This window comes from Amorphoplanes digitatis (genome assembly GCF_014205335.1).
Classification (GTDB): Bacteria; Actinomycetota; Actinomycetes; order Mycobacteriales; family Micromonosporaceae; genus Actinoplanes; species Actinoplanes digitatus.
This window is the reverse complement of sequence record NZ_JACHNH010000001.1, coordinates 3,642,273-3,666,280: the sequence shown is the minus strand read 5'-3', so window position 1 is coordinate 3,666,280 and position 24,008 is coordinate 3,642,273. Positions and strand designations below refer to the sequence as shown.

The following is a 24,008-nucleotide window of genomic DNA, read 5'->3' as shown; positions in this document are numbered from 1 at the left end:
CATGGTGGTCCTTGGGCGCTGACTTTCTCCGCTGATTTATCACCGAGGTGACAAAGCTTGCTCTTCTCCGTGCTGGAGCCCCGCCTCGCCGCCCTTCCTGCCGACGTCGGCGAGCAGGTCCGGGCCGTCCGGGGCGAGCTCCTCGACCGGGTGCTGGCGACCATCCAGGCGGCCATGGGCGCGCAGGGCCGGCCGCTGGGCGGCGTACAGGGCCGGGGGCTCGCCCTCGGGGTGCGTACCGCCGTCGACGCGTTCGCGGACGCGGTGGCCGTGCCTGGCGCCGACCTGGCGCCGACCCGGGAGGTGTTCGTCCGGCTCGGCCGCACCGAGTACCGCGAGGGGCACACCGTCGACGCGCTGCGCTCGATCCTCATGCTCGGCGGCCGCGACATCTGGGCGTACCTGGTCGACCGGGACCTGCCGCCGGACGTGCTCTACGTGCTCGCGTCGGCGCTGTTCGGCTTCACCGACATGCTGGCCGGTGCCGCGGCCGAGGGTTACCTGGACGAGCAGCGCCGCAACGCCCGGGACTGGGACACCACCCGGCGCCGGCTGATCACCCTGCTGGTGCAGCCCGGGCCGGATGCCGCCGCGATCCGGGCGGCCGCGGTCGCCGCCCGCTGGACGCTGCCGGAGACCGTCGCGGTGGTCAGCGTCGAGGGCACCGACGGCGAGCACGTGGCCCAGCTCGCCGGCGGCGGCACCATCGCCACGGTCATCGACGACGCCACCCGGCTGGTCGTGCCGGAGCCGGGCACCCCGGGACGGCTCGCGCACCTGACCGCGGTGCTGTCGGGACGGCGCGCGGCGATCGGGCCGTCGGTGGAGCTGGCCGCGGCCCGGCTGTCGTTCCGGCTGTCGCGGCGCGCGCTGCTGCTGCAACAGGACGGCGCGCTGCCGGCGGATGCGCCGCTGCGCTGCGACGAGCACCTGGTCACGCTGATCACCGCCTGGGAGCCGGGGCTCGGCGACCGGCTCGCGGCCCGTCACCTCGCGCCGCTGGGCGCGGCGGAGGGTGACGTGCTCGGCCCGACGCTGCTGGCGTGGCTGCGGGCGCAGGGCCAGGTCATCCCGGCCGCCGCGGCCCTGCACGCGCACCCGCAGACCGTGCGGTACCGCATGCGCAAGATCCGGCGCCTGTTCGGCGCCGCCCTCGACGACCCGGACGCGCGGCTGGCGCTGGAACTGGCCCTGCGGCACCGGCTGGGCTAACGCCGGGAGTTGCGGTGGAAATACCTCCACCCGAAGGCGACGCCGCCGACGAGGACGACGGCGAAGACGGCCCACATCCACCACATCCACACCGGGTTCGGGCCGTCGGCGCTCTCGGTCGGCACCGGCCCGACGTCCTGCGGCGTCGGCGCGTCGGAGATCTCCGGCGGGGACGACTCGGTGGCCGGTGCCGAGGCGACCGGCGGGCCGGGCTGGAGGACGAGCAGCGGCGCCGGGTTGGCCGGCTCCGCGGCGCCCTCCTCCTGGATCTCGATCCAGCGGGAGACCTCGCCGTCCGCGTAGGTCTCCAGGGTCTTGAACGACAGCCGGGTCTGGTCGGCGGGCAGCAGCGCGACCTTGACGCTCCACTCGGCGTCCTGGTTCGCGGGGAGCGCCTTGCCGCCGACCGTGAAGCCGTCGGAGGTCGTCGCGAACTCCCAGCCCGCGGGCGTCTTCACCGGGGTCACGTCGGCCGGCGCGATGCCCGCGGGCAGCACCACCCGCTCGCTGACGATGCCGGACGGGTTCTCGGCCTCGCCCTGGAAGCTGAGCGTCACGTCGGTCGCGCCGGCGTGTGCCTTGTCCGCGCTGACCTCGACGTGGGCGGCCGCGGGTGCGGCGAGCGCGAGGACCGCCAGCGCGGCGAGGGCGCTGATCGTCGTCAACCGGGACCTGTAACGCACGCCGGGTACCACCTTTACCGCAGAGGAGACATCACCCCCACAATCGCCCACCGCGCCAGGAATTTCCGCGACATACCGGAATCCTCACCGGTAGACGCGAAGATCCGCGATGCTCCACCAGCTCCCGCTGCCGCCGGTCGACGTGACCCGCAGGAAGCGGGCGCGGGTGGGCGGCAGGTCGACGTTGGTCAGCTGGCCGGCGCCCTCGCCCCGGGCCAGGGTGTGCCAGCCGGCGCCGTCGGTGCTTGCCGACAGCGTCCAGCCGCGGGCGTAGTCCCCGGTGTGTCCGCCGCTGTCGATCGCCACCCGGCGCAGCCGGTGGACGGCGCCGAGGTCCACCTGGAGGTACTGACCCGGCTCCTGCGGCGCGCCGCTGGACCAGCGGGTCGAGCCGTCGCCGTCGACCGCGGCCGCCGGGTCCCCGCCCGCCGGCGAGGCGGTGGCCGTCGCGCCGTCGAGGTCGACGAGGTCAAGGCCGGTATCGAGGCCGCGGGGCCAGGTGAACGTGGCAAGGGCGCCGCCGGGCAGCGTGTACTCGAACGAGTGGTCGCCGACGGCCACCGCGAAGGTGCGCGGGTCGTCGTTCTCGTTGTGCACGACCAGGGCGGTGGAGCCGTCCGGGTTGCGGAACGCCACGTCCATGATCTGGCCGTTCCAGCTGGTGGTGCCGAACGAGGTGCTGGCGACGCGGTACGCGCCCGGCCTCACGAACTTCGCCAGGTGCCCGATCGTGAAGTACTCGGCGTCGCGGGTGACCGCGCCGTCCGGGTGCAGGGTCAGCAGGCCGGTGCAGGTGCCGCAGCCGCCCAGGTGCGGCCCGCCGGTGCTGTCCAGGGCGATGTTCCAGTTCACCACGGACTTCGCCCAGTTGCGGGTGGTGCCGATGGCCAGGGTCCGTGCGTGCCAGGTGAGCGTGCCCCGGAAGATCTGCTCGGGGGTGTCCTGCGCGCCGTGCGAGCCGGAGCACTCGGTGAACCAGATGCCCTTGCCGGGGTACGCCTCGTGCAGCGCGGTCTGCGCGCTCGGTTCGCCCGAGTAGCAGTGGTACGCGGTGCCGGCGAGCCACCGGCCGGCCGGCGAGTCCAGCAGCCGGTACGGGTAGTCGGTCTCCGGATCCTCGCCCGGCGGGGTGGTGCCGACGTCGCCCGGGTGCGTGGCCCAGTTGTGGTCGTAGCCGAGGATCCGGGTGCGCGGGCTGTACCGGCGCAGCAGCGGGCCGAGCGCCTCGATGACCTTGGCGGCCTGCCCGACGGGCACCGCGGCGCCCGGGTAGCCGCCGTCGTGCCGGTTCTGCGGCTCGTTCTGGACGGTCAGGTAGTCGATCGGCACGCCCGCCCGCGCGTACTCGCGCACGTACCGGACCAGGTAGCGGGCGTAGGCGTCGTAGATCCGCGGCTCGTCCTTCAGATGGCCGCCGATCAGCGAGTCGCTGGTCTTCATCCACGCCGGCGCGCTCCACGGCGTACCCATGATCTTCAGTTGCGGGTTGAGCTGCCGCGCCCGGCGCAGCAGCGGCAGGATCTGTGCCCGGTCGTGCGCGATGCTGAAGTGCCGCAGCGCGAAGTCGGTCTCGCCGGCCGGCACGTCGTCGTAGCTGTAGTGCGCGGGCGCCGCGGTGAAGTCGGAGGAGCCGACCGGCTGGCGCAGGAAGCCGACGCCGATGCCCTCGCGCGGGTCGAACAGCGACCGCATCGCCCGGTCGCGCGCGGCCGGGTCGAGCCGGTAGAGCACGCTGGCGGCCGAGTCGGTCAGGGACGCGCCGAAGCCGTCCATGCTCTGGTAACGGGTGCCGGGATCGATCGTGATGGTGGTCTCGGCGCTGCCGCCGCGCGTGAACGTCACGGGTGCGCGCTCGTGCAGCTGCTCGGCCCGGTCCGGGGTGGTGACCCAGACCCGGGCCTGCGGCGCGCCGCCGCCGTGCGCCTGCGCGGGCGCCGTCGTCAGGATCAGCAGGGCGGCACCAACCGCCGCACCGAGTGTTCGCATGATCCACTCCCTTGAAACAAATGAAACAAATTGCTCCATCTACATCGACAGGAAACAATCTCGAATCGGCCCTGTCAAGATGTTCTGCACGCCAGTAAGCTGCACTTTTGTGAAACAAGGCGATGTAACAAATTCCGGGCGCAACACCGTCCGGGACGTCGCCGCCGCGGCCGGCGTGTCGATCGCCACCGTCTCGCGCGTCCTCAACGGCCGCGGCAACGTCGCACCCGAGACCCGCGAGCTGGTGGAGAGCACCGTGGCCCGGCTGCGCGGCCCCGGGCCGAGACCCCGCGGCCCGGCCCGGCCGATCGCGGGCTCGATCTTCGTGCGCTGCCCGTACGTGCTGACGGACTACTTCGGCGTGATCGTCTCCTCGATCGCCGACACCCTGCTGCTGTACGGGCGCCAGCTCGTGCTCGACGCCGGCGAGTCCGCCCAGCGCTCCCCCGCGCTGGCGAAGCTGCCCGGCCGCTCGGGCCTGGCCGGCGCGGTGCTGATCCTGCCGCCGGAGTCGGCGGCGGACATCGAGGCGCTGCGCGCGCACCGCTTCCCGTTCGTCGTGGTCGACCCCCGGCTGCCGCCGCCGCGCGACGTCGCCGCCGTGTCCGCCGCGCACGCCGCCGGGGCGCGCAGCCTCACCGCGCACCTCACCTGGCTCGGCCATCGGCGCATCGGGGTGGTGGCGGGCCCGCGCGAGTGGCTGGCCAGCGACGCCCGGCTGGCCGGGCACAGCGCCGCGCTGGCCGACGCCGGCGTCCTGAGCGCGCCCGGCCTGATCCGGCACGTCGAGCCGACCGTCGAGTGGGGCCGGCGTGCCGCCGGCGAGCTGCTCGACCTGCCCGAACGCCCCACCGCGCTGGTCGGCTTCAACGACAAGGCCGCCGTCGGCGCGCTACAGGCGGCCGCCGCCCGGGGGCTGCGGGTGCCGCACGACGTCTCGGTCGCGGGCTTCGACGACATCGACCTGAGCCGGGCAACCAGCCCGACGCTCACCACCGTGCGCCAGCCCCTCGCGGAGCTCGGCCGGATGGCGGTGTCCCTGCTGGCCCGCCTGCTCGAACGGCACGAGCTGGAGGCGCTGCACGTCGAGCTCGCCACCGAACTCGTGGTGCGGGACTCCACCGATAGGGTGCCCCGGTGACCTCGTTCGCGGTGGTGGGCGCCGGATGGCGCGCCGAGATGTTCTGGCGGATCGCGGCCGGCATGCCCGGCCTGGAGTGTGTCGGCGCGGTGGTCCGCAGCCCGCGCGACCTGCCCGTGCCGACGTATCGCTCGCTGGCCGAGTGCGTGGCCGGCGCCGCGCCGGACTTCGTGGTGACCGCCGTGTCCTGGCAGGCCGGCCCCGGGCTGATCGTCGAGGCGGTCGAGCGCGGCCTGCCCGTGCTGGCCGAGACTCCCCCGGCGCCGGACGTCGCCGGGCTGCGGGAGCTGTGGGCCGCCGTCGGCGCGTCCGGGCTGGTGCAGGTGGCCGAGCAGTACCTGCTGATGCCCGCGCACGCCGCCCGGCAAGCGGCCGTGCGCGGCGGCCTCATCGGCACGCCCACCCAGGTGCAGGTCTCCTCGACACACCAGTACCACGCGGTCTCGCTGATCCGCGGCATCCTCGGTGCCGGTCGCGGAGCGGTGAGCGTGCGCGCGAGCCGCACCACCGCGCCGCTGCTCGACCTGCTGACCCGCGACGGCTGGACCGACGACACCGACCCGAAACCCGCGACCACGACCATCGCCACCCTCGACTTCGGCGACGGGCGCTCCGGGCTCTACGACTTCACCACCAACCAGTGGCACAACCAGCTGCGCTTCCGCCGCCTGCTGGTCCGCGGCAGCCACGGCGAGCTCCGCGACGACGAGGTGGTCCGGCTGCCCGCGCCGCGCACGGTCGTGCGCACGCCTCTGGTACGCCGGCAGACCGGCTACGACCTGGACCTGGACGGCTTCGACACCGACACGATCACGTACGGCGGGGAGGTGCTCTACCGCAACCCGTACCCCGGGCGGCGCTGGAGCGACGAGGAGATCGCCATCGCGACGCTGCTCGACGCCACCGCCGCGTGGGTCCGCGGCGAGGCCGAGGCGCCGTACCCGCTGGCCGACGGCGCGCAGGACCACCTGATCGCGCTCGCCGTCGAGGAGGCCGCCGACACCGACCGCACCGTCACCACCGGCACCGAGCCCTGGGCGTAATCCGGTTGCGAAGGATCCTTCGCGTTCAGCCGGGGTGATCACACACCGAACGGAAAGCTGTCAGGCCGCCTTCCGATCGGAGCCCGAATGACCACGCGACCCGCTCGCGCGTGCTTCACCGTATGGATGGCCGTGCTGACCGCCGCCAACTACGCCTGGCCGGCGGGGCACCCCTTCACGTGGGGGCTGATCGGGCTCTCCGGCGCCGCGGCGATCGTCGTGGGTGTCCGGGCGAACCGGCCCGCGCGCCGCCTGCCGTGGTATCTGCTCGCCGTCGCCCTGGTCTGCTACGTCTTCGGCGACACGCTCACCTACATCCAGGACGCGATGGGTCTGGTCACCCCGTTCCCCGGTCCGTCCGACGTTTTCTACCTGCTTGTCTACCCGCCGCTCGCGGCCGCGCTGACAATCTTCATCCGGAGCCGCTCGGGCAACGCGAACCGGGCCGCGCTGCTCGATGCGCTCCTGCCGACGGTCAGCCTCGGGCTGCTCGCCTGGATCTACCTGATCGTGCCCTACGTCAAGGTCGCCGACCTGACACTCCAGGAGAAGGCGATCGCCATCGGGTACCCGCTCGGCGACGTGCTGGCCCTCGCCCTGATGTTGCGCCTGCTCACCGCCCCGGGCCGCAAGCCGCTCGCGGTACGCCTGTTGTCCGTGAGCATCGTCGGCGCGCTGATCTCCGACGTCGTCTACGGCATGGCCCGCCTCGACGGCGACTGGGCCATCGGTGGCCCCGTCTACCTCGGCTGGGTCGCCTTCTACTTCGCCGCCGGATACGCCGCGCTGCACCCGTCGATGACCCGGCTCACCGAGCACACCGCCCCCAGCACGGACAACGTCGAGACCGGCGGACGCCGCCTGGTACTGCTGGCCGCCGCCGCGCTGATCGCCCCGGCCGTCCTGCTCGCACAGCACTTCGACGGCGGCGTCACCAACGCGCCCGTCATCGCGGCCGTCTCGGCGCTGATCTTCCTGCTGGTGATGGGCCGGGTCTACGGGCTGCTCGCCGACCAGCGCCAGACCAACCTGCGCGAGAGCGCCCTGCGCCGCGCCAACGCCGCGCTCTCGGCCGCGACGACCGAGGACGAAATCAGGGCGGCGATAGGGACCGCGATCGGCGAGCTCATGCCGGCCGGACGACACTACCGCCTGACCGCCGAAGAGTCGGTGCCGCTCGACCCGGCCGCGGCGGCCGAGGCGGGCATCAGCCTGGTGCCCGCGCCCGGTGACGGCTCCGGCCTCGCCCTGCGTGCCGGGGTGATCCGGCCGGGCAGCCCGCCGCGGCTGGCCACGATGCACCTGTCGGCGCCGGACTCGGTCCTGCACGCCGTGATGCCCGCGGTACGGGCCCTGTTCGACCAGGTCACCCTGGTGGTCGAGCGGATCGGCCTGGCCGGCGAGATCAGCCGGCGCGACGGCGAGGCCTACTTCCGGACCCTGATCCAGAGCGCGTCCGACGTCATCCTGATCGTCGGCGACGACGACCGGATCCGGTACGCGAGCCCGTCCGCGACCACCGTCCTCGGCTGGACCGAGCTGCCCGGCCAACCGCTGTCCGGCCTGATCGCCGACACCCACCGCGCCGCCCTGGCCCGCACCCTGGACCTGGCCCGCTCGGGCGACGGCGGGCCGGAGGCCGCCGACCTCACCGTGGTCTGCGCCGACCGGCGGCTGCGCCAGGTCGAGTGCGCCGCCCGCGACCTGCGGGACGACCCGACCGTCGCCGGCCTCGTCCTGACCATCCGGGACGTCACCGAACGCCGGCGCCTGGAGAACGACCTGGCACACCAGGCCTTCCACGACGGGCTCACCGGGCTCGCCAACCGGATGCTGTTCCGCGACCGCCTGGAGCAGTCGTTCGTGCGGTCCGAACAGGACGCGGCCAAGATCGGCGTCCTCTTCATCGACCTCGACGACTTCAAGGGTGTCAACGACACCCTCGGGCACGCGGTCGGCGACCAGTTGCTGATCGCCATCGGCGAGCGGATCACGAACGCCATCGGAGCGTCGAACATGGCGGCCCGGATGGGCGGCGACGAGTTCGCCATCCTCATCGAGGACGCCACCGACCCGGCCGCGGCCGAGGAGGTCGCCGAGCGCATCGTCCTGGCGCTCTCCGAGCCGGTCGAGGTCAGCGACGGCCTCGGCGGCACGCACCTGCTCGGCGGCGCGGGCAGCGTCGGCGTCGCCACCAGCCACGAGGCGGCCAGCCCGACCGAGCTGCTGCGCCACGCCGATCTGGCCCTCTACCTGGCCAAGGGCGTCGGCAAGGCCACCTGGCGGCGCTACCGCAACGAGCTGCACACGGAGATGGTCGAGCGGCTCGCGCTGCGCACCTCGCTGCTCGAGGCGATCGACGACGAGCAGTTCGTGCTCCAGTACCAGCCGATCGTCGACGTGAGCACCCGCGAAGTCGTCGGCGTCGAGTCGCTGCTGCGCTGGCAGCACCCCGAGCGCGGCTCGCTGGGCCCGGCACACTTCATCGAACTCGCCGAGGAGAGCGGCGCCGTCGTGAGCATCGGCGCCTGGGTGCTGCGCGAGGCGCTGCAACAGTTCGCCTCGTGGCGCGCCGCGGACCCGGACCTCCCGCTGCGCTACGTCAGCGTCAACGTCTCACCCCGCCAGTTCCGCCAGCCCGGCTTCGTCGACCAGGTCCGCCGGGCCCTCGACGACGCCGGCGCCCGCCCCGAATGGCTGCTGCTGGAGATCACCGAAAGCCTGGTACTCCACGACGCCGACCAGGTCTGGGCCGACCTGAAGGAGCTGCGCGCGCTCGGCGTCCGAATCGCCATCGACGACTTCGGCACCGGCTACTCCTCGCTGAGCTACCTGCGCCACATGCCCGTCGACGTCCTGAAGATCGACAAGTCCTTCATCGACGACATCCTGGCCAGCCGCCAGCAACGCGCCCTGGTCGACGCGATCGTCACGCTGGCACACAACCTCGACCTGACGGTCGTGGCCGAGGGCATCGAGGACGGCGCCCAGCGCGAACTCCTCGACCTGATGGGCTGCCCGTACGGCCAGGGCTACCTGTTCTCCGCACCCCTCTGGCCCTCCGAGATCCCCACCCTCCTCGGCCGCACGACCGCGGTCGCCGCCTGACGCGCGCCGATCGGGGCGTTGTACCGGTTCATCAGCGCCCGCCACTCCTCCAGCACCCGCGGCTTGGTCGGGCGGTAGTCGAACTGGCCGTCGGCGTTGCACCAGAATCCGACCGCTTCCACGCCGGCCCGGTCCAGGTAGGCGCACGCCTCGCGGTACCAGATGGCCTGCCAGGTGCCGTCGGTGTCCCAGTCGGTCGGATGGGTGCCGAACTCCGTGATGTGGGTGCGCACGCCGAACTCGTGCCGCGCCGCGATGGGCAGGCCGAGCAGGGCCTCGGGCGCCTCGTAGGCGTTGACGCCGGCCGACCGGTAACAGTCCCAGCTGTCGACGTCGGCGAGGTCCGGCACCATGAACCGGCGCCAGTCCATCTCGCGGCGCTTGTACCGCGAGGCGTACAGGGTGTGCACGTTGATCAGGGTGACGTTCGGCCGGGCCGGATGGGCGTCGACCGTCCGGCGCAGCAGCTTCCAGTAGGCGAGGTAGCCGCCGATGTCGCCGGCCCAGTCGATGTCGCCCTCGTGATGCCAGGTCAGCCACACCTCGGTCCCGGCCGGGATGGAGTCGAGGAACGCGGTGATCGCGGTCGCGCCGACCCGGTCCTTGTAGCTGATGTGCCGGATCGTGCGGTCCGGCAGGCGGGAGATCGCGTCGTTGCCGAGATACGACGGCAGGCCCTTGCCCCCGGAGTGGAACACCCGCGTGAACCACGGGGTGGGCAGCCTCGGCAGCCACCGCTTGTACTCGGAAGGGGTCGGGTGAAAGCCGATCCTCAGCCTGGTCTTCCACTTCTGCGCACCCCGGGCGATGGCGGTGACGCGGTCGGCTCCGACGAGTTCGAACTGATCGGTCATGGGCACCACGATAGTGACGAAACGGACACGCGTGAGTCGCTGACACTCGGCGGATCGGCGGACCGGGTATCCCCCGATCCGCCGATCAGTGGCCGTGTCAGGACAGGAAGCCGCCGTACGGGCCGTTCAGGATGCCCTGCTTCTGCGCCTGGCTGAAGTGCGTGTTCGGGTAGCTGTAGAAGGAGGCGGACATCGGGGTGCCGTCGGTCGAGGTCGAGTCCGGCAGGCCGAAGGCGTGCCCGAGCTCGTGGACCATGCCGCCGTACCAGCGGTTCATCGGGCCGTTGATGCCCGCCGCGCCGTCGGCGTCGTGGCCACTGAGGATGACCCAGCCGCCGCCACCTCCGCCTCCCGAGCAGGATGCCTCGGCGCTGATCTCGCCGACGTTGATCCAGCGGCTGTCCGGCGCGCGCAGGGAGAGTTTGCGCAGGAGCTCCTGCTGCATGTTGAAGACGACCCACCAGTAGCACTCGTTGCCGTTCGGCGTGTTCTCGTACCACGAGCGGGGGTGGTCGCCGTTGACGACCTCGACGACCGGGTCGTTGAGGGTGAACGTCTTGCCGAGCTCCTGCCGGTAGTACCTCTGCGCCTCACGCATCACGGTGGCGATGCCGTCGACGTACCGCTGGTCGTACGCAACGTCGGTGGGCCGCAGCCAGTAGGCGCGCACGGTGCGCTGAGGCGGCGTGGACGTGGGCGGCGTGGACGTGGGCGGGGTGCTCGGCGAGGCGGTGGGTCCCGGCGTGGTCGCGCCGGTGCAGACGACTCCGTTCAGGGTGAAGCTCGCCGGCACGGGGTTGCTGCTGTTGTTCCACGAGCCGTTGAAGCCGAACGTCGCGGTGCCGTTGGTGGCGAGGTTCGCGTTCCAGCCGGCGTTGACGGCCGTGACCGCCGAGCCGCTCTGCGTGGTCACCGCGTTCCACGCCTGCGTCACCACCTGACCGGCGGCGAACGACCACCGGAGGGTCCAGCCGGTGAGGGGATCGCCGAGGTTGGTCACGGCGACGTCGGCGTTGAATCCCCCACCCCACTGGCTGCCGACGGTGTAGCCCACCCGGCAGCCCGCCGCGGCGGCCTGCGCGGACGTCACCCCGCCGATCGCCGCCCCGGCGACGACGGTGACGAGCGCGGCCCCGACCACGACGGTACGGCGTACCCGTTGAAGCATCCTGGTCTCCTTCCGAACCCCGGCCGGGTGGACGCCGTAAATCGACGACCATCCATCTATCGAGCCTCACTCTGACCCACGAAATCGATTTCGGCAAGTTTCGGTCGCACCCCGAAGGGCGCCGGCTCGTGGGCTACGCGATCTTCAGCCCTGCGGCGGCGACGGACTACCGTGATTCAGCGCGCGCGGCGGTAGTGCATGGCCACCGCGCCGTTGCGGAGCGGCTCCGCCGAGAGCAGCTCGAGCCGGCGCGTGCCGGGCAGCCCGCCCTGGTACAGCGTCGGGCCGTGGCCGGCGATCCTGGGATGGACGAGCAGCTTGTACTCGTCGATCAGGTCCAGCCGGTCGAGCTCGGTCGCGAGCTTGCCGCTTCCGAGGAGGACACCGGCCGGGGTCGCGTCCTTGAGCTGCTGCACGCCCTCACGCAGATCGCCGGCGACGTGGTGGCTGTTGGCCCACGGGAAGTCCTTGCGCGTCGACGACACCACGTACTTGGGTTTGGCCTCCAGCTTGACCGCCCACTCGCGCATGGCCGGCGGCGCCTCCTCGTCGCCGCGGGCGACGGCCGGCCAATAGCTCTCCATCATCTCGTAGGTGACGCGACCCCACAGCATCGCCCCGCCCTCGTCCATGAGCCGGGTGAAGAAGGCATGAGTCTCGTCGTCGGCGATCCCCTCCTGGTGGTCGACGCAACCGTCCAGGGTGAGGTTGAGGCTGAAGATGAGCAGTCCCATGGCCGGCAAGTCTAACGACGAGCCGCTCTCGACGGGCCGCCCTTGAAGGCGTACAGAAACGCCGGCGTGCGTACCGTGCGGTCCCCAAACGGTCCCCGGGAACGAGCCTCTGTTCGGGTCGATGTGGATCACGAGACCGGCAGCCGGGAGCTGAGGAAGCGCAGGTACTCGTCGTAGTCCAGCGGATTTCCGTCGAGCCGCCGCCGTCGGACGGCGGCCCCGCGCAGCGGCCGGTCCTGACCCGGGCGGCTCCACAGGGCGCCCTCGCCACGGGTCAGGCCGGGCAGAGCGGCGGTGAGCTCGGGAACCAGCCGAACCGGCATGCGGCCCGTGACGGTACAGACCGCTCCATCCATGTCGGAGCCGGTGACGTCGGCGCCGAGTCCGGACAGCATGGCGAGAACCGCGCTGAGGGTGTCCGCCGGTGCCTCCAGATCGAACGCCGCGCAGGGTTCGCAGATCGTCGTGCCCGCCGCCCGCAGTGCGCGCATGAAGACCACGGGGGCGAGGCCGCGGAAGTCCGCCGCCGAGGAGGTCGGCGACCGGTAGCCGGTGCGGATGACCGTCACCGTGCAGTCGAGGATCTCCCAGCCGTGCAGGCCCTGCTCGGCGGTTCTGCGCACCGCCTCCTCGGTCGCCCGGTGGAACGCCGGCGGGATGGCGCCCCACTGCACGTCGCGGACGTACCGCAGGCCCGATCCGGGCGGGCCCGGCTCGACGCGCAGGCCGACGGTCGCCCAGAAGTCGTTGGGGCGGCGGGGGTCGAACGCGATCATGTGCTCGCCGGCGCCGGTCACCCGTTCGAAGTAGACGGGGCGGATCTCGCCGAAGACCGCCACCACCCCGAAGTCGCGGTCGAGGCGGTCGGCGAGCACCTCGCGCTGGACCGCCCCGTACAGCAGCACCGACGTGCCGCCGCCCGGCACCGCGCGGGTACGGATGAGCGGGTCCTCGTCCGCGAGGATGTTCAGCGCCGCGTGCAGGCGCGCCTGGTCGTCCGGCCGTGCCGCCCGGACCAGGGACTCGATGCCGGGCGGGGAGAACTGCGGGGTCATTGCCGCGGCGGTCGCGCCGAGGCGGTCGCCGACCCGGATGCCGGGCAGGCCGCGCACCCGGCCGATGCTGCCGGCCGTGAGATCCCCGCGCCCGCCGCCGACGACCTCGACGCCCGAGAGGCGGCCGGAGACCTCCTCGGTGCCGGCGCCGGCCGCGCGGCGGAAGACGACGCGCTGCCGTTCGCGCAGCATGCCGGAGAACAGGCGCAGGTAGGCGACCTTCTCGCCGCCCGCGCCGCGCTCGATCGCGAAGACCAGCCCGGTGGTGCCGCCGCCGGTGGCCTCCCGCGGGCGCAGCAGCGAGACGATGCCGCCGGTCAGGTCGCCGGTGCCCGCGCCGGTCGTCGCCGAGCCGAAGAACACCGGATGCACCAGCCCGGCGGCGGTCTGCTCCGCGAGCAGCCCTCGCACCTCGGCCGGCGGCGGCTCGGCGCCGTCGACCAGGCGGGCCAGCAGGTCGTCGTCGTGGTCGGCGAGGGTCTCCGCCGCCCGTGGCTCCCACCGCCGGGGCACGACGCGGGCCGCGGCGGTGCCCGCGTCGCGTACGGCGTTCATCGCGACGACGGCGGCGCCGAGCCGGGTCCGGACCTCGGGGAGCAGGGAGTCCGTCCGGGCACCGGCCCGGTCGATCTTGTTGATGAAGATCAGGGTGGGGATGCGCAGGCGGCGCAGCGATCGAAGGAGCACCCGGGTCTGCGCCTGGACGCCCTCGACGGCGGAGAGCACCAGCACCGCGCCGTCGAGGACGGCGAGTGCCCGCTCCACCTCGGCGATGAAGTCCGGGTGGCCGGGCGTGTCGATGAGATTGAGCCGCAGGTCACCGACGGTCAGCGACGCCACCGCGGCGCGGATGGTGATTCCCCGCTCGCGTTCCAGCGCGCCGCTGTCGGTGGCGGTGTTGCCGGCATCGACGCTGCCGAGCTCGGCAACGGCGCCGTGCGTGAAGAGCAGGCGCTCGGTGAGGCTGGTCTTACCGGCGTCGACGTGCGCCAGGATGCCGAGATTGAGAGTACGGACGGTCAAGGGAGTCCTCGGAGATCAGGGAACGGATGGTCGGCCTGAACACACCGAGGTTTCGCATGTCCGTCCTTTCCCTGGTCCGAGCAGTCACCGCCACCGTAGGACGTGGCCCTCCGGCCCGCGACCGAATTACCGCGACCGACGTCACCCGTCCGCCGACGCTAAACCGCTTCGCCGCACGTCGGCGGCCCTGAGAGAATTCCGGCGTGCAGATCCTGGACAACCCGGCGTGGGCCGCGCTCACCGGCCCGCAGGCGGCCTTCGCCGACCGGTACGGCCGCAGCGCCCGCTTTCCCGCCGACGTGAGCATGTTCGCCGCGCTGGACGATCCGGCGGACCCCGCCGCGTGGCACGACCTGGGCGCGCTGGCCGGCAGCGGCGGCGAGGTGCTGGTGGCGGCGCCGACGCAGACGCCGCCGGCCGGCTGGACCTGGACCGGCGGAGTGCCCGGCGTGCAGCTGGTCGCGGCGTCCGTCGCGGCGGCGCCGGACCCGGAGGCGGTCGTGCTGACCGGCGCCGACGTGCCGGAGATCCTCGACCTGGTCGAGCGCACCCAGCCCGGCCCGTTCCGCAAGCGGACCATCGACCTCGGCACCTACCTCGGCATCCGCCGCGACGGCGCGCTGATCGCGATGGCCGGCGAGCGGATGCGCCTGCCCGGCTACACGGAGATCTCCGCGGTCTGCACCGATCCGGCCTTCCGCGGCGCCGGCCTGGCCTCGCGGCTGATCCGGGCCGTGTCGGCCGGCATCCAGGAGAGCGGCGCGGTCCCCTTCCTGCACACGGCCGCGACCAACACCGGCGCTATCCGCCTCTACGAGCAGCTGGGCTTCGTGCTCCGCACCGACATGGAGTTCGCCGCCTACCGCGTGCCCTAGAGCTGGCCGTGGTTGGGTGGCTGGACGCCGGCCAGTTCCCAGGCCGCCAGGTGGTGGTATTTCCAGTCCGCCGGGTCGTGCACGCTGTGTGTGCGGGCGTTGCGCCAGTGCCGGTCCAGGTCGTATTTCGACGCCGTCGAGCTGGTGCCGCACATCGCGAACAGCTCCGACGCGGTCTCGACCGCGACCTCGCCGGCGAAGGCCTTGGCGCCGGCCACCGCCAGGGAGCCGCGCGCGGCGGCCGCGGCGTCGGCGGGCACCAGGCCCACCTCGTCGAGGACGCCGGCCGCCTCGCGGAGCAGCGCGGCGGCGGCGCGGACGCGGGTCGCCACCCGGCCGTAGCGGTGCAGGACGTGCGGGTCGTCGGGCGCGGCGGCCGCGCCCGCCCGGACCGCCTCCGTCGATGGTCGGGCCTTCTCGCGCAGGTAGTCGCGGGCGTCGCGCAGCGCGCCCTCGGCGATGCCGACCTCGATGGCCGCGTGCACGAGCTGGGCGCGCGCGCCGAGCTGCTGCGGCACCTCGAACGCGCCCGCGTAGTCGATGACCAGCTCGGCGGGGACGTCGGCGAAGGTGGTGGTGCCGCTGATCGTGGCGCGCTGGCCCATCACGTCCCAGTCGGTGTCGACCGTCACCCCGGGCGCGTCGCGCGGCACGAACGCCAGCACCAGCCGCCCGGCGCCGTCGAGGGCACTGGCCGCGATCCAGGCGGAGGTCAGCGCGCCGGTGCAGTAGTACTTCCGGCCGGTCAGCCGGCCGTCGTCGAGCCGGGTGGTGAGGTCCTGCGCGTGCTTGCCGCCGCGCTCGGCGAGCGCGTTGCCGATCCGGCGGCCGGCGAGGACGTCGGCGAACAGCCGGCGGCGGACCTCGGAGGCGCCGTGCAGGGTCAGCACGTCGACGAGCAGGTAGTGCGCCTGCGGCACCTGGGCGATGGCCGGGTCGACCGCGGCGATGGTCCGGGTGACCTCGGCCAGCGTCAGCGGGCCGAGGCCGGGGCCGCCGTCGGCGACGGGCACGGTGAGCGACAGCAGGCCGGAGCCGTCCAGCTCGGCGAGGGCCTCGGACGGTACGGCGGCGGCGCCGTCCCGGTCGCGCTGGACGACGCCGGGTGCGAGCGCCGCGGCGACCCGCACGGCGGCGGCGAGGGCGGCTTCATGCGAGACGATGGCGGTCACGTGCAGATATTAGGTCAGGCCGCCGACACTCATCATCAGATGTGCATATGTGCAGCTCACCATGGATGAATCACCCGTTGGCGCAGCGGCGTGACGGCGGCCATACCCGGTAGGGTTGGCCGCGCCCGCCGACCGAGACCCGGAGTGACACCCTTGACCGCAACCGACGGCTTGACCGACCTCGGCACCCGGTCGCAGGAGAGCGCCGAGCCCGCCGCGCCGCGGGGCCGCCGGTTCGGCTCCGTTGAGCTGCTCGCCGTCCTGCTGGTGCTGCTCGTCGTCTTCCGTGACCCGCTCGCCGCGCTGATCTCCGACCCGCGGCTGCAGACCTGGACGACGGTCTTCGTCTCGGTGCTGGTGCAGGCGGTGCCGTTCCTGGTCTTCGGCGTCGTGCTCTCCGCGGTCATCGCCGTCTTCGTGCCGCGCTCGTTCTGGGCCCGTGCCCTGCCGAGACACCCCGCCCTCGCGGTGCCCGCCGCGGGGCTGGCCGGGGTGGTGCTGCCCGGCTGCGAGTGCGGCAGCGTGCCCATCGCCGGGTCGCTGATCCGCCGCGGGGTCACCCCGGCGGCCGCGCTCGCGTTCCTGCTGTCGGCGCCCGCCATCAACCCGATCGTGCTGACCGCCACCGCGGTCGCCTTCCCGGGCAATCCCGAGATGGTCGTCGCCCGCGGCGTCGCCAGCCTGATCGTCGCCGTGGCCATGGGCTGGCTCTGGCTGCGGCTGGGCCGGGCCGAGTGGATCAAGCTGCCGCCCCGGCCGCACGAGGACGGCTCGCGGCTGAAGGCGTTCGTCGCCGCCTGCCGGCACGACGTGATGCACGCCGGCGGCTTCCTGGTGCTCGGCGCCGCGGCCGCCGCCACGATCAACGTCGTCGTCCCCGAGGCCTGGCTGCAACGCGTGGCCGACAACCCGGTCCTGTCGGTCATCGCGCTGGCGGTGCTCGCCGTGCTGCTGTCGATCTGCAGCGAGGCGGACGCGTTCGTCGCCGCGTCGCTGTCGCAGTTCTCGCTGACCTCGCGGCTGGTCTTCCTGGTGGTCGGGCCGATGGTCGACCTCAAGCTGATCGCCATGCAGACCGGCGTCTTCGGCCGCCGGTTCGCGGTCCGCTTCGCGCCCGCGACGTTCGTGGCGGCGATCCTGGTCGGCGCCGGCATCGGGGCGGTGCTGCTGTGAACCGGCAGGCCCAGGCCGTGATCATGCTGCTCTTCGGCGGCGCCATCCTCAAGGCGAGCCTGTCCGACCTCTACCTGCGCTACGTCAAGGAGGGCCTACGGCCCTTCCTCATCGGCGCCGGGATCCTGCTGGTCGCGGCCGCGGTCCTGACACTCTGGTACGAGCTGAGGGGCCGGACGGACCGGCACGACGACGGGCACGGGCACCACCACGAGCCCCGGGTCGGCTGGCTGTTGCTGCTGCCGGTGCTCGGCCTGCTGCTGGTGGCGCCGCCCGCGCTCGGCTCGTACGCGGCGGGGCAGTCGGGCACGGTGCTCACCGCGCCCGGCGACTCGGACTATCCCGCACTGCCGGCCGGCGACCCGGTCGACGTCGGGCTGCTCGACTACGCGTCCCGGGCGGTCTTCGACGGCGGCCGCAGCCTGACCGGCCGCACCGTGCGGCTGACCGGCTTCGTCACCCCGGGCCCGGACGGCGAGCCGATGCTGGCCCGCATGGTGGTGTCCTGCTGCGCCGCCGACGGCCGGCCGATCAAGGTGGGCCTGGACGGCGACACCCGGGTCACCGCCGCTCCGGACACCTGGGTGCAGGTCGTCGGCGTCTGGACGAACCGGGTCGCCAAGGACCCGGTCAACCAGGCCGAGGTCCCGTACCTCCAGGTCACCGGCTGGCAGGAGATCACCGCACCGAAGCAGCAGTACGAGTGAGGGCCGCCCGCGGAGTCGCCGCCACCGCGGTCGCGCTCGCCGCCGGCGCCGCGCTGCTCGCGTTCTCGCCGGACGACGACCGGCCGGCCGCGCCGCCGGGCGGTCCCGTTCCGCTCGCCACGGCCTGGCCGGGTGCGCAGCGCGCCGACATCGCCGCGAACCTGGGTGACGGGCCGCTGTTCCAACCGGGGGTGTTCCTCGACGCCCGCACCGCCGCCGGGACCGCGCCGACCCCGGACGGGACGGCGGTGCGCCTGCTGGTGCGCGGGCCGGACGGCTCCGTGCGCGAGCTGCGCCGCCGGCCGCTGGAGTCGAACCCGGAGTTCGGCAACCTCACGGCCGGCGGCGACGACCTGGTCTGGACCGAGTCCGCGGACGGCGTGCCCCTGCAGATCTGGACGGCAAGGACCGCCGGCGGCCCGGCGCGGCGCCTGACCACGGACACCGGCAACGCCCTGTTCTTCGGCTCCCAGTGGGACCTGGTGATCGATGGCGGCGAGGTGCACTGGGCCGCGGCCGCGCCCGGTGGCGAGGAAGTCACGGAGATTCGTTCCGTCGCGCTGGGCGGCGGCGCGGTCGAGCGGCGCGAGGAACCGGGCATCTGGGCGCTGTCGGCCTGGCCGTGGCTGGCCGAGAACGGCGGCGAGGACCGCTCCGGCACGACCCGGCTGCGCAACCTGGCGGCCAACCGCGAGACCCGGGTGGAGACGGGCGGTGCCGAGCTGGCGACGTGCGGCCCGGTCTGGTGCCGCGTGCTGGTGATGGCCGGCGACGGGCCGGCCCGCATCGACGTGATGCACCCGGACGGTTCGGCCCGGCGGCGCATCGCGGGCGGCGGGGCGACCGCGGCGATCGCCGACGTGGCGGTGCTGGACCGTTTCGAGATCCTCTCCGAGCCCGTCCCGGACTCGGACCTGACCGGCGACGCGGCGCTGCTGATCTACGACATCGCGGCGGGGCGCACGATCGGCGTCGGCGCGGCGGTCAACGGCGCGTTCTGCCGCAACGGCGTGCTGTGGTGGGCCACCGGCGACCAGGACGACCTGGTCTGGCACACGGTGGACCTGCGCACGGTCTAGCGGTACCTCCCGGCGCCGCGCGTTGCGGCGCCGGGAGCCCGGCTCAGCTGCCGATCGGCCCGCCGTCGAGGCGCCAGGTGACCACGACCGCCGGCTTGGCGAAATCGCCGTCCGGCCAGGTCGAGGCCGGATCGTCGAGCGTCGCCCCGGTGATCTCGCCGGGGTGCTGCACGGCGACGAAGACCGAGCGGTCGTCGCCGGTGACGAACGGCCCGCAGGTCTCCGCGCCCGGCGGCACGGTCAGGAACTGCTTGAGGTGGCCGCGTTCCGAGCCCTCGATCGCGGTGGCGAACAGGCCGTCGTTGCTGTCCAGCTGGTTGCCGTCGGTGGAGATCCACAGGTTGCCCGCGCTGTCGAACGCCACGTTGTCCGGGCACGAGATCGGCGAGACCGCCGACTTGTCGTAGCCGGCGAAGTACGTCGACGGGTCAGCCGGGTCGCCGCAGACGATCGGCAGCGACCAGGTGAACGACTCGGCGGTGTTGTCGCCGCGGTCCTCGACCAGCTCGAAGATGTGCCCGTGCTTGTTGGCGTTGCGCGGGTTGGCCTCATCCGCGGCGGCGAAGGTGCCGACGCCGCGGTTGGTGTTGTTGGTCATCGCGGCGTAGACCTTGCCGGTGAGCAGGCTGGGCTGCACGTCCTCCGGGCGGTCCATCTTGGTGGCACCGACGGCGTCGCCGGCCAGCCGCGTGAACGTCAGCACCTCCACCGCCGACATGCCGGGCACGTACGAGCGCTCCCCCGACACCAGCTTGATCCAGCGCCCGGTGCCGTCGAAGGCGCCGTCGGACGGCAGCTTGCCGGATCCGTCGATCTCGGCCGCCGGGCTGTCGCCGGTGACCTTGGCGACGTACAGGGTGCCGGACTCCAGCAGCGTCAGGTTGTGGCGGCGGGCCGCGGCCGAGTCGCCGGGCCGGAACTCCCGGTCCGAGACGAACTTGTAGAGGTAGTCGAAGCGCTCGTCGTCGCCCATGTACGCGACCACCCGGCCGTTACGCGCCACGATGACGTTGGCGCCCTCATGCTTGAAGCGGCCCATCGCCGTGTGCTTGCGCGGCCGCGACCCGGGCTCGTACGGGTCGACCTCGACGATCCAGCCGAAGCGGTGCGCCTCGTTCGGGTGCAGGGCCAGGTCGAAGCGCTCCTGCGCCCGTTCCCAGCGCCGCGAACCGGCCGGCACCCGGACGGTGGTGGAGATCCCGTACCGGGCCAGCCTGGGCTTGAGCTCGGCCGGCGCCGCGTCGCCGCCGACGAAGTACTGATTGAAGTTCTCCTCGCCGGACAGCACCGTGCCCCAGGGCGTGACCCCGCCCGAGCAGTTGTTCAGCGTACCGATGGGAGTGGTGCCCTTCGGGTCCGCCGCGGTCCGCAGCCAGGCCGAGCCGGCCGCCGGCCCGGTGAACCGGAACGGCGTCTCCAGCATGGTGATCCGCCGGTTGTACGGCCGGAGCCGCCCGCCGACCGGCCGCCACTGCCCGGTGCCGCCGACCCGCTCCAGCTCCACCACCGACATGCCGTGCGCGGCCATCGCGACCTTGACCTGCTCGACGGTGAGCGCCTCCTGGCTGGTGAAGCCCGGGAACATCAGCTCCTCGTTGGTGTACTCGTGGTTCGCCACCAGCAGCGCCCGTCGCCCGTCGCGGCCCAGCGGCAGCACGCCGAGGAAGTCGTTGTTGTAGCCGAACTGCGCCGACTGGCGCTGCGCCGTCTGGTGGCGCACGTCGAGGCCGGGCACGCCGGGCAGGATCGGGTCGCCCCAGCGGATCACCACGGCCGAGTCGTAGCCGTTGGGCACGATCAGGCTGTCGAGCTCGTTCGGCGGAATCGGCTTGAACGTCAGCGCGCCCGCGCGGTCGGCGGCGGGTTCGCGCAGCACGGCCTGCGCGGTGGACCCGGCCGCGGGTTCGGCGGCCGCCGGAGCGGACGCGGTAGCGGTAGCGGTAGCGCCGAAGCCGAGCACGAGCGCGCCGACGGCCCCGGCGCGGACCACGCCGCGCCGCGTCAGCGCGGTGTTGATCACATCGCCGAGGTACGGGTTGGCGGACTCGTTGGGCGCGGGATGGTCGCAGGCGTTGCCGCAGCGGTACAGGCAGGTCTTCGCGTCGCGGCCACGGTGTCCCAGGATGGCGAGCAGGCGGGGTTCTTCGGTCACCGGACTGATCTCCTCACACGGCGTCGTTGCTACGTGATGGATCGATGACCCTGACGTTAACGGACGGTCAACGACTCGTCACACACAAGCGACGCGACTTCGTCGGCGGTGCCCCAGCAGAGCGTCATTCCGGCGCCGCCGTGCCCGTACGCGTGCACGACCGTCCCGGCGGGCCACTTCTCGGCCTCGACGCGCGGCCCGCCGCGGCGTGCCGGGCGCAGCCCGGCCTCCTCACCCACGATCGGCGCACCGGCCAGCTCCGGCACCAGCGCGACGCACCGCTCCAGGATCGCGTCACGGGTCGCGGGGTCCGGCGCGGTGTTCCAGTTGTTCGCCTGCCAGGTGCCGCCGAGGACGACGTCCCGGCTGCGCGGGTGCACGTAGGTGCCCGGGTCGCCCTGGTCGCGCACCGAGACGATGATGCCGGGGTTGGCGACGCGCACGATCTGCCCGCGTACCGGAAAGACGTCGGGGTCGCCGCAGAGGGTGCCGGCGGCGAGGCCGGTGGCGTTGACCACCACCGGGGCCTCGACCAGGGCCTCCTCCAGCCGGTCGACGCGGCGGCGCACCACCCGGGCGCCGGCGGCGACCAGCCGCTCCCGCAGCCACGGCAGGTAGGTACCCATCTCGACCAGCGGCGCCTGGAAGCGGATCTCGCGGGTCCACGGCGGGTCGATCGGCAGGTACCGCACGCCGCGGGCGGCGGGCGCCCACCAGGGCTCGCCGGCGGCGCCGTCGCGTTCGAGGTTGCGGGTCTCGCGGACCAGCACACCGGGCACCCGGGCGAACGCGTGCCGGCGGAACTGGTCGTAGGTCGCCGCGGCCCAGGCCAGGACGCGGGGCTCGAAGAGTGTCCGGGTCGGGTACCAGACCGCCGCGGCGACCGCCGAGACGGTCTGCTCCGGCCCGGACGGCGCCCAGACGGTCACCTCCGCGCCGCGCTCGCGCAGCCGCATCGCCGCCGTCAGCCCGATGATCCCGCCGCCCACCACGATCACGTCCACCATGTCGTAATCCTGACGTATCCCGCACCGCGGTACCCGGACTCAGTCGGACGTACGACCGGCCGGGCCGGCCACCGGCCGGCCGGTGCGAAACGCCGGCCTCGTATCCTTACTTGTCGTTGATGCCGGACACCACCGTGACCGGCGCACCAAGGATCCGGAGCGGTGAAAATGAGCGAGCACCTGTTCGCGGACGCGACAGGCTTCGCCGGTCTGGCGCTCCGCCCCGAGTTGCTGAAGGCCCTGACCAGCCTGGGCTACGAGGAGCCGACGCCGATCCAGCGTGAGGCGATCCCGCCGCTGCTGGCCGGCAACGACCTGCTCGGGCAGGCCGCGACCGGCACCGGCAAGACCGCGGCGTTCGCGCTGCCCCTGCTGCACCGGCTCGAGCCGGACGCCAAGGGCGGCCCGGCCGCCCTGGTGCTGGTGCCGACCCGCGAGCTCGCCGAGCAGGTGTCGCAGGCGGTGCACCGTTACGGCCGTGACCTGGGCGTACGCGTCCTGCCGGTCTACGGCGGCCAGCCGATCGGGCGGCAGTTGCAGGCGCTGCAACGCGGCGTCGACGTCGTCGTCGGCACGCCGGGCCGGGTGCTGGACCACATCAGCCGCGAGACGCTGGACCTGAGCGACGTGCGCACTGTCGTGCTCGACGAGGCCGACGAGATGCTCGACATGGGCTTCGCGGAGGACATCGAGGCGATCCTGGCCGAGACGCCGCAGAACCGGCAGACCGTGCTCTTCTCGGCGACGATGCCGCCGCGCATCGACGGCATCGCCCGCCGGCACCTGAAGGACCCGGTCCGGATCCAGATGGGCCGCGAGGAGTCGGCGCCGGGTGAGATCCCCCTGGTACGGCAGAGCGCGTACGTCGTGGCCCGCGCGCACAAGTCGGCCGCGCTCGGCCGGGTGCTCGACGTCGAGGCGCCCACCGCGGCGATCGTCTTCTGCCGCACCCGCGAGGAGGTCGACCAGGTCACCGAGACCCTCAACGGGCGCGGCTACCGGGCCGAGGCGCTGCACGGCGGCATGAGCCAGGACCAGCGGGACCGGGTCATGGGCCGGCTGCGGGCCGGCAGCACCGAGCTGCTGGTGGCGACCGACGTCGCCGCCCGCGGCCTGGACGTCGAGCAGCTGACGCACGTCGTCAACTACAACGTCCCGTCCGCGCCGGAGGCCTACGTGCACCGCATCGGCCGGGTCGGCCGGGCGGGCCGGGAGGGCGCCGCGATCACCCTGGTCGAGCCGCGCGAGCAGCGCATGCTCAAGGCGATCGAGCGGCTGACCCGCCAGCGGATCACGGTGGAGAAGGTGCCGACGGTCACCGACCTGCGGGCCCGCCGCCTCGAGCTGACCCGCTCGGCGCTGGAGAGCAGCCTCCAGGCAGACGACCTGGACCGCTTCCGGGTCGTGATCGAGTCGCTGACCAGCGAGTTCGACATCGAGACCGTGGCGCTGGCCGCGGTGAAGCTGGCGCACGAGGCGGCCGGCGGCGACGTCGACGAGGAGGAGATCCCGTCGGTGGCGCGGCCGCCGCGCGAGCCGGACCGCGAGGGCAGGCGCGGCCCCGAGCGCCGCGGCGGCGCCCCTTCCGGCGCCCCCGTGGCACGGCTGTTCTTCGGCATCGGCCGGCGGGCCGGGCTGCGCCCGCAGGACCTGGTCGGCGCGATCGCCGGCGAGTCGGGGCTCAGCGCCCGCGACATCGGCGCGATCCAGATCACCGACCGCTTCTCGCTTGTCGAGGTGCCGGAGGCGGCCGCCGACATGGTGATCGCCGCCCTCCAGCGCAGCACGATCCGCGGCCGCAAGCCGGGCGTACGCCGGGAGCGTTACCAGCGCTGA

Annotated in this window: 18 protein-coding genes; 9 read left to right on the top strand and 9 right to left on the bottom strand. The window is 73.3% G+C overall.

Annotated elements, in window-relative coordinates:
* Nucleotides 1–57 precede the first annotated feature (57 nt).
* Nucleotides 58–1,212 carry a helix-turn-helix domain-containing protein gene (locus BJ971_RS15800; RefSeq protein WP_184993830.1) on the top strand — a complete coding sequence of 385 codons (1,155 nt, stop codon included), beginning with the start codon at nt 58–60 and terminating at the stop codon, nt 1,210–1,212.
* On the opposite strand, the gene BJ971_RS15795 is transcribed toward BJ971_RS15800, so the two are convergent.
* Together BJ971_RS15795 and BJ971_RS15790 are read right to left on the bottom strand one after the other, a co-directional pair.
* On the bottom strand, nt 1,209–1,895 hold the full coding sequence (locus tag BJ971_RS15795; RefSeq protein ID WP_239087215.1) for a DUF1775 domain-containing protein: 687 nt from the start codon (nt 1,893–1,895) through the stop codon (nt 1,209–1,211). The two genes, BJ971_RS15800 and BJ971_RS15795, sit on opposite strands and share 4 nt — an antisense overlap.
* 84 nt (nt 1,896–1,979) lie before the next feature.
* Nucleotides 1,980–3,881, bottom strand: coding sequence for a discoidin domain-containing protein (locus BJ971_RS15790; RefSeq protein ID WP_184993828.1), 1,902 nt, complete (start codon nt 3,879–3,881; stop codon nt 1,980–1,982).
* A gap of 109 nt (nt 3,882–3,990) precedes the next feature.
* Between BJ971_RS15790 and BJ971_RS15785 the strand changes: the two genes are divergently transcribed.
* From BJ971_RS15785 to BJ971_RS15775, 3 genes are all read left to right on the top strand, one after another.
* Nucleotides 3,991–5,022, top strand: coding sequence for a LacI family DNA-binding transcriptional regulator (locus BJ971_RS15785; protein WP_239087216.1), 1,032 nt, complete (start codon nt 3,991–3,993; stop codon nt 5,020–5,022).
* Complete coding sequence (locus tag BJ971_RS15780) at nt 5,019–6,065, top strand: Gfo/Idh/MocA family protein (RefSeq protein WP_184993824.1); 1,047 nt, start codon at nt 5,019–5,021, stop codon at nt 6,063–6,065. Before BJ971_RS15785 ends, BJ971_RS15780 begins: the two co-directional genes overlap by 4 nt.
* Nucleotides 6,066–6,152: 87 nt before the next feature.
* Complete coding sequence (locus BJ971_RS15775) at nt 6,153–9,173, top strand: GGDEF domain-containing phosphodiesterase (RefSeq protein WP_184993822.1); 3,021 nt, start codon at nt 6,153–6,155, stop codon at nt 9,171–9,173.
* Here the strand turns inward: BJ971_RS15775 and BJ971_RS15770 are convergent.
* The 4 genes from BJ971_RS15770 to BJ971_RS15755 all read right to left on the bottom strand — a co-directional run bounded on the left by BJ971_RS15770 (nt 9,098) and on the right by BJ971_RS15755 (nt 14,007).
* A complete protein-coding gene (locus BJ971_RS15770) occupies nt 9,098–10,027 on the bottom strand; it encodes a hypothetical protein (protein ID WP_184993820.1) in 930 nt (309 codons plus the stop codon). The two genes, BJ971_RS15775 and BJ971_RS15770, sit on opposite strands and share 76 nt — an antisense overlap.
* Before the next feature lie 97 nt (nt 10,028–10,124).
* Nucleotides 10,125–11,195, bottom strand: a complete 1,071-nt coding sequence (locus tag BJ971_RS15765) for a cellulose-binding domain-containing protein (protein WP_184993818.1) — start codon at nt 11,193–11,195, stop codon at nt 10,125–10,127.
* A 176-nt stretch (nt 11,196–11,371) separates the two neighbouring features.
* Nucleotides 11,372–11,929: a dihydrofolate reductase family protein gene (locus BJ971_RS15760; RefSeq protein WP_184993816.1), complete on the bottom strand. Its 558-nt coding sequence runs from the start codon at nt 11,927–11,929 to the stop codon at nt 11,372–11,374.
* 128 nt (nt 11,930–12,057) lie between these two features.
* A complete protein-coding gene (locus BJ971_RS15755; RefSeq protein ID WP_184993814.1) occupies nt 12,058–14,007 on the bottom strand; it encodes an elongation factor G in 1,950 nt (649 codons plus the stop codon).
* Between the two features lie 203 nt (nt 14,008–14,210).
* Between BJ971_RS15755 and BJ971_RS15750 the strand changes: the two genes are divergently transcribed.
* The gene (locus BJ971_RS15750) at nt 14,211–14,882 is read left to right on the top strand and encodes a GNAT family N-acetyltransferase (protein WP_184993812.1); all 672 of its coding nucleotides are present in this window, start codon (nt 14,211–14,213) and stop codon (nt 14,880–14,882) included.
* Here the strand turns inward: BJ971_RS15750 and BJ971_RS15745 are convergent.
* A complete protein-coding gene (locus BJ971_RS15745) occupies nt 14,879–16,054 on the bottom strand; it encodes an acyl-CoA dehydrogenase family protein (protein WP_239087217.1) in 1,176 nt (391 codons plus the stop codon). The genes BJ971_RS15750 and BJ971_RS15745 overlap by 4 nt on opposite strands.
* Before the next feature lie 171 nt (nt 16,055–16,225).
* Here BJ971_RS15745 and BJ971_RS15740 point away from each other — a divergent pair, with 171 nt between their 5' ends.
* From BJ971_RS15740 to BJ971_RS15730, 3 genes are read left to right on the top strand one after another with little or no spacing between them, the layout of a single operon-like run.
* On the top strand, nt 16,226–17,227 hold the full coding sequence (locus tag BJ971_RS15740) for a permease (RefSeq protein WP_184998887.1): 1,002 nt from the start codon (nt 16,226–16,228) through the stop codon (nt 17,225–17,227).
* Entirely contained in the window at nt 17,224–17,934 is a 711-nt protein-coding gene (locus BJ971_RS15735) for a TIGR03943 family putative permease subunit (protein WP_184993810.1), read from the top strand. The genes BJ971_RS15740 and BJ971_RS15735 overlap by 4 nt, the downstream gene beginning before the upstream one ends.
* On the top strand, nt 17,931–19,013 hold the full coding sequence (locus tag BJ971_RS15730; RefSeq protein ID WP_184993808.1) for a hypothetical protein: 1,083 nt from the start codon (nt 17,931–17,933) through the stop codon (nt 19,011–19,013). The genes BJ971_RS15735 and BJ971_RS15730 overlap by 4 nt, the downstream gene beginning before the upstream one ends.
* Nucleotides 19,014–19,056: 43 nt before the next feature.
* Here the strand turns inward: BJ971_RS15730 and BJ971_RS15725 are convergent, their stop codons facing one another.
* Nucleotides 19,057–21,165, bottom strand: coding sequence for a PhoX family protein (locus BJ971_RS15725; RefSeq protein ID WP_184993806.1), 2,109 nt, complete (start codon nt 21,163–21,165; stop codon nt 19,057–19,059).
* Between the two features lie 56 nt (nt 21,166–21,221).
* A complete protein-coding gene (locus BJ971_RS15720; protein WP_184993804.1) occupies nt 21,222–22,172 on the bottom strand; it encodes an FAD-dependent oxidoreductase in 951 nt (316 codons plus the stop codon).
* A gap of 168 nt (nt 22,173–22,340) precedes the next feature.
* Here BJ971_RS15720 and BJ971_RS15715 point away from each other — a divergent pair, with 168 nt between their 5' ends.
* The gene (locus BJ971_RS15715) at nt 22,341–24,008 is read left to right on the top strand and encodes a DEAD/DEAH box helicase (protein ID WP_184993802.1); all 1,668 of its coding nucleotides are present in this window, start codon (nt 22,341–22,343) and stop codon (nt 24,006–24,008) included.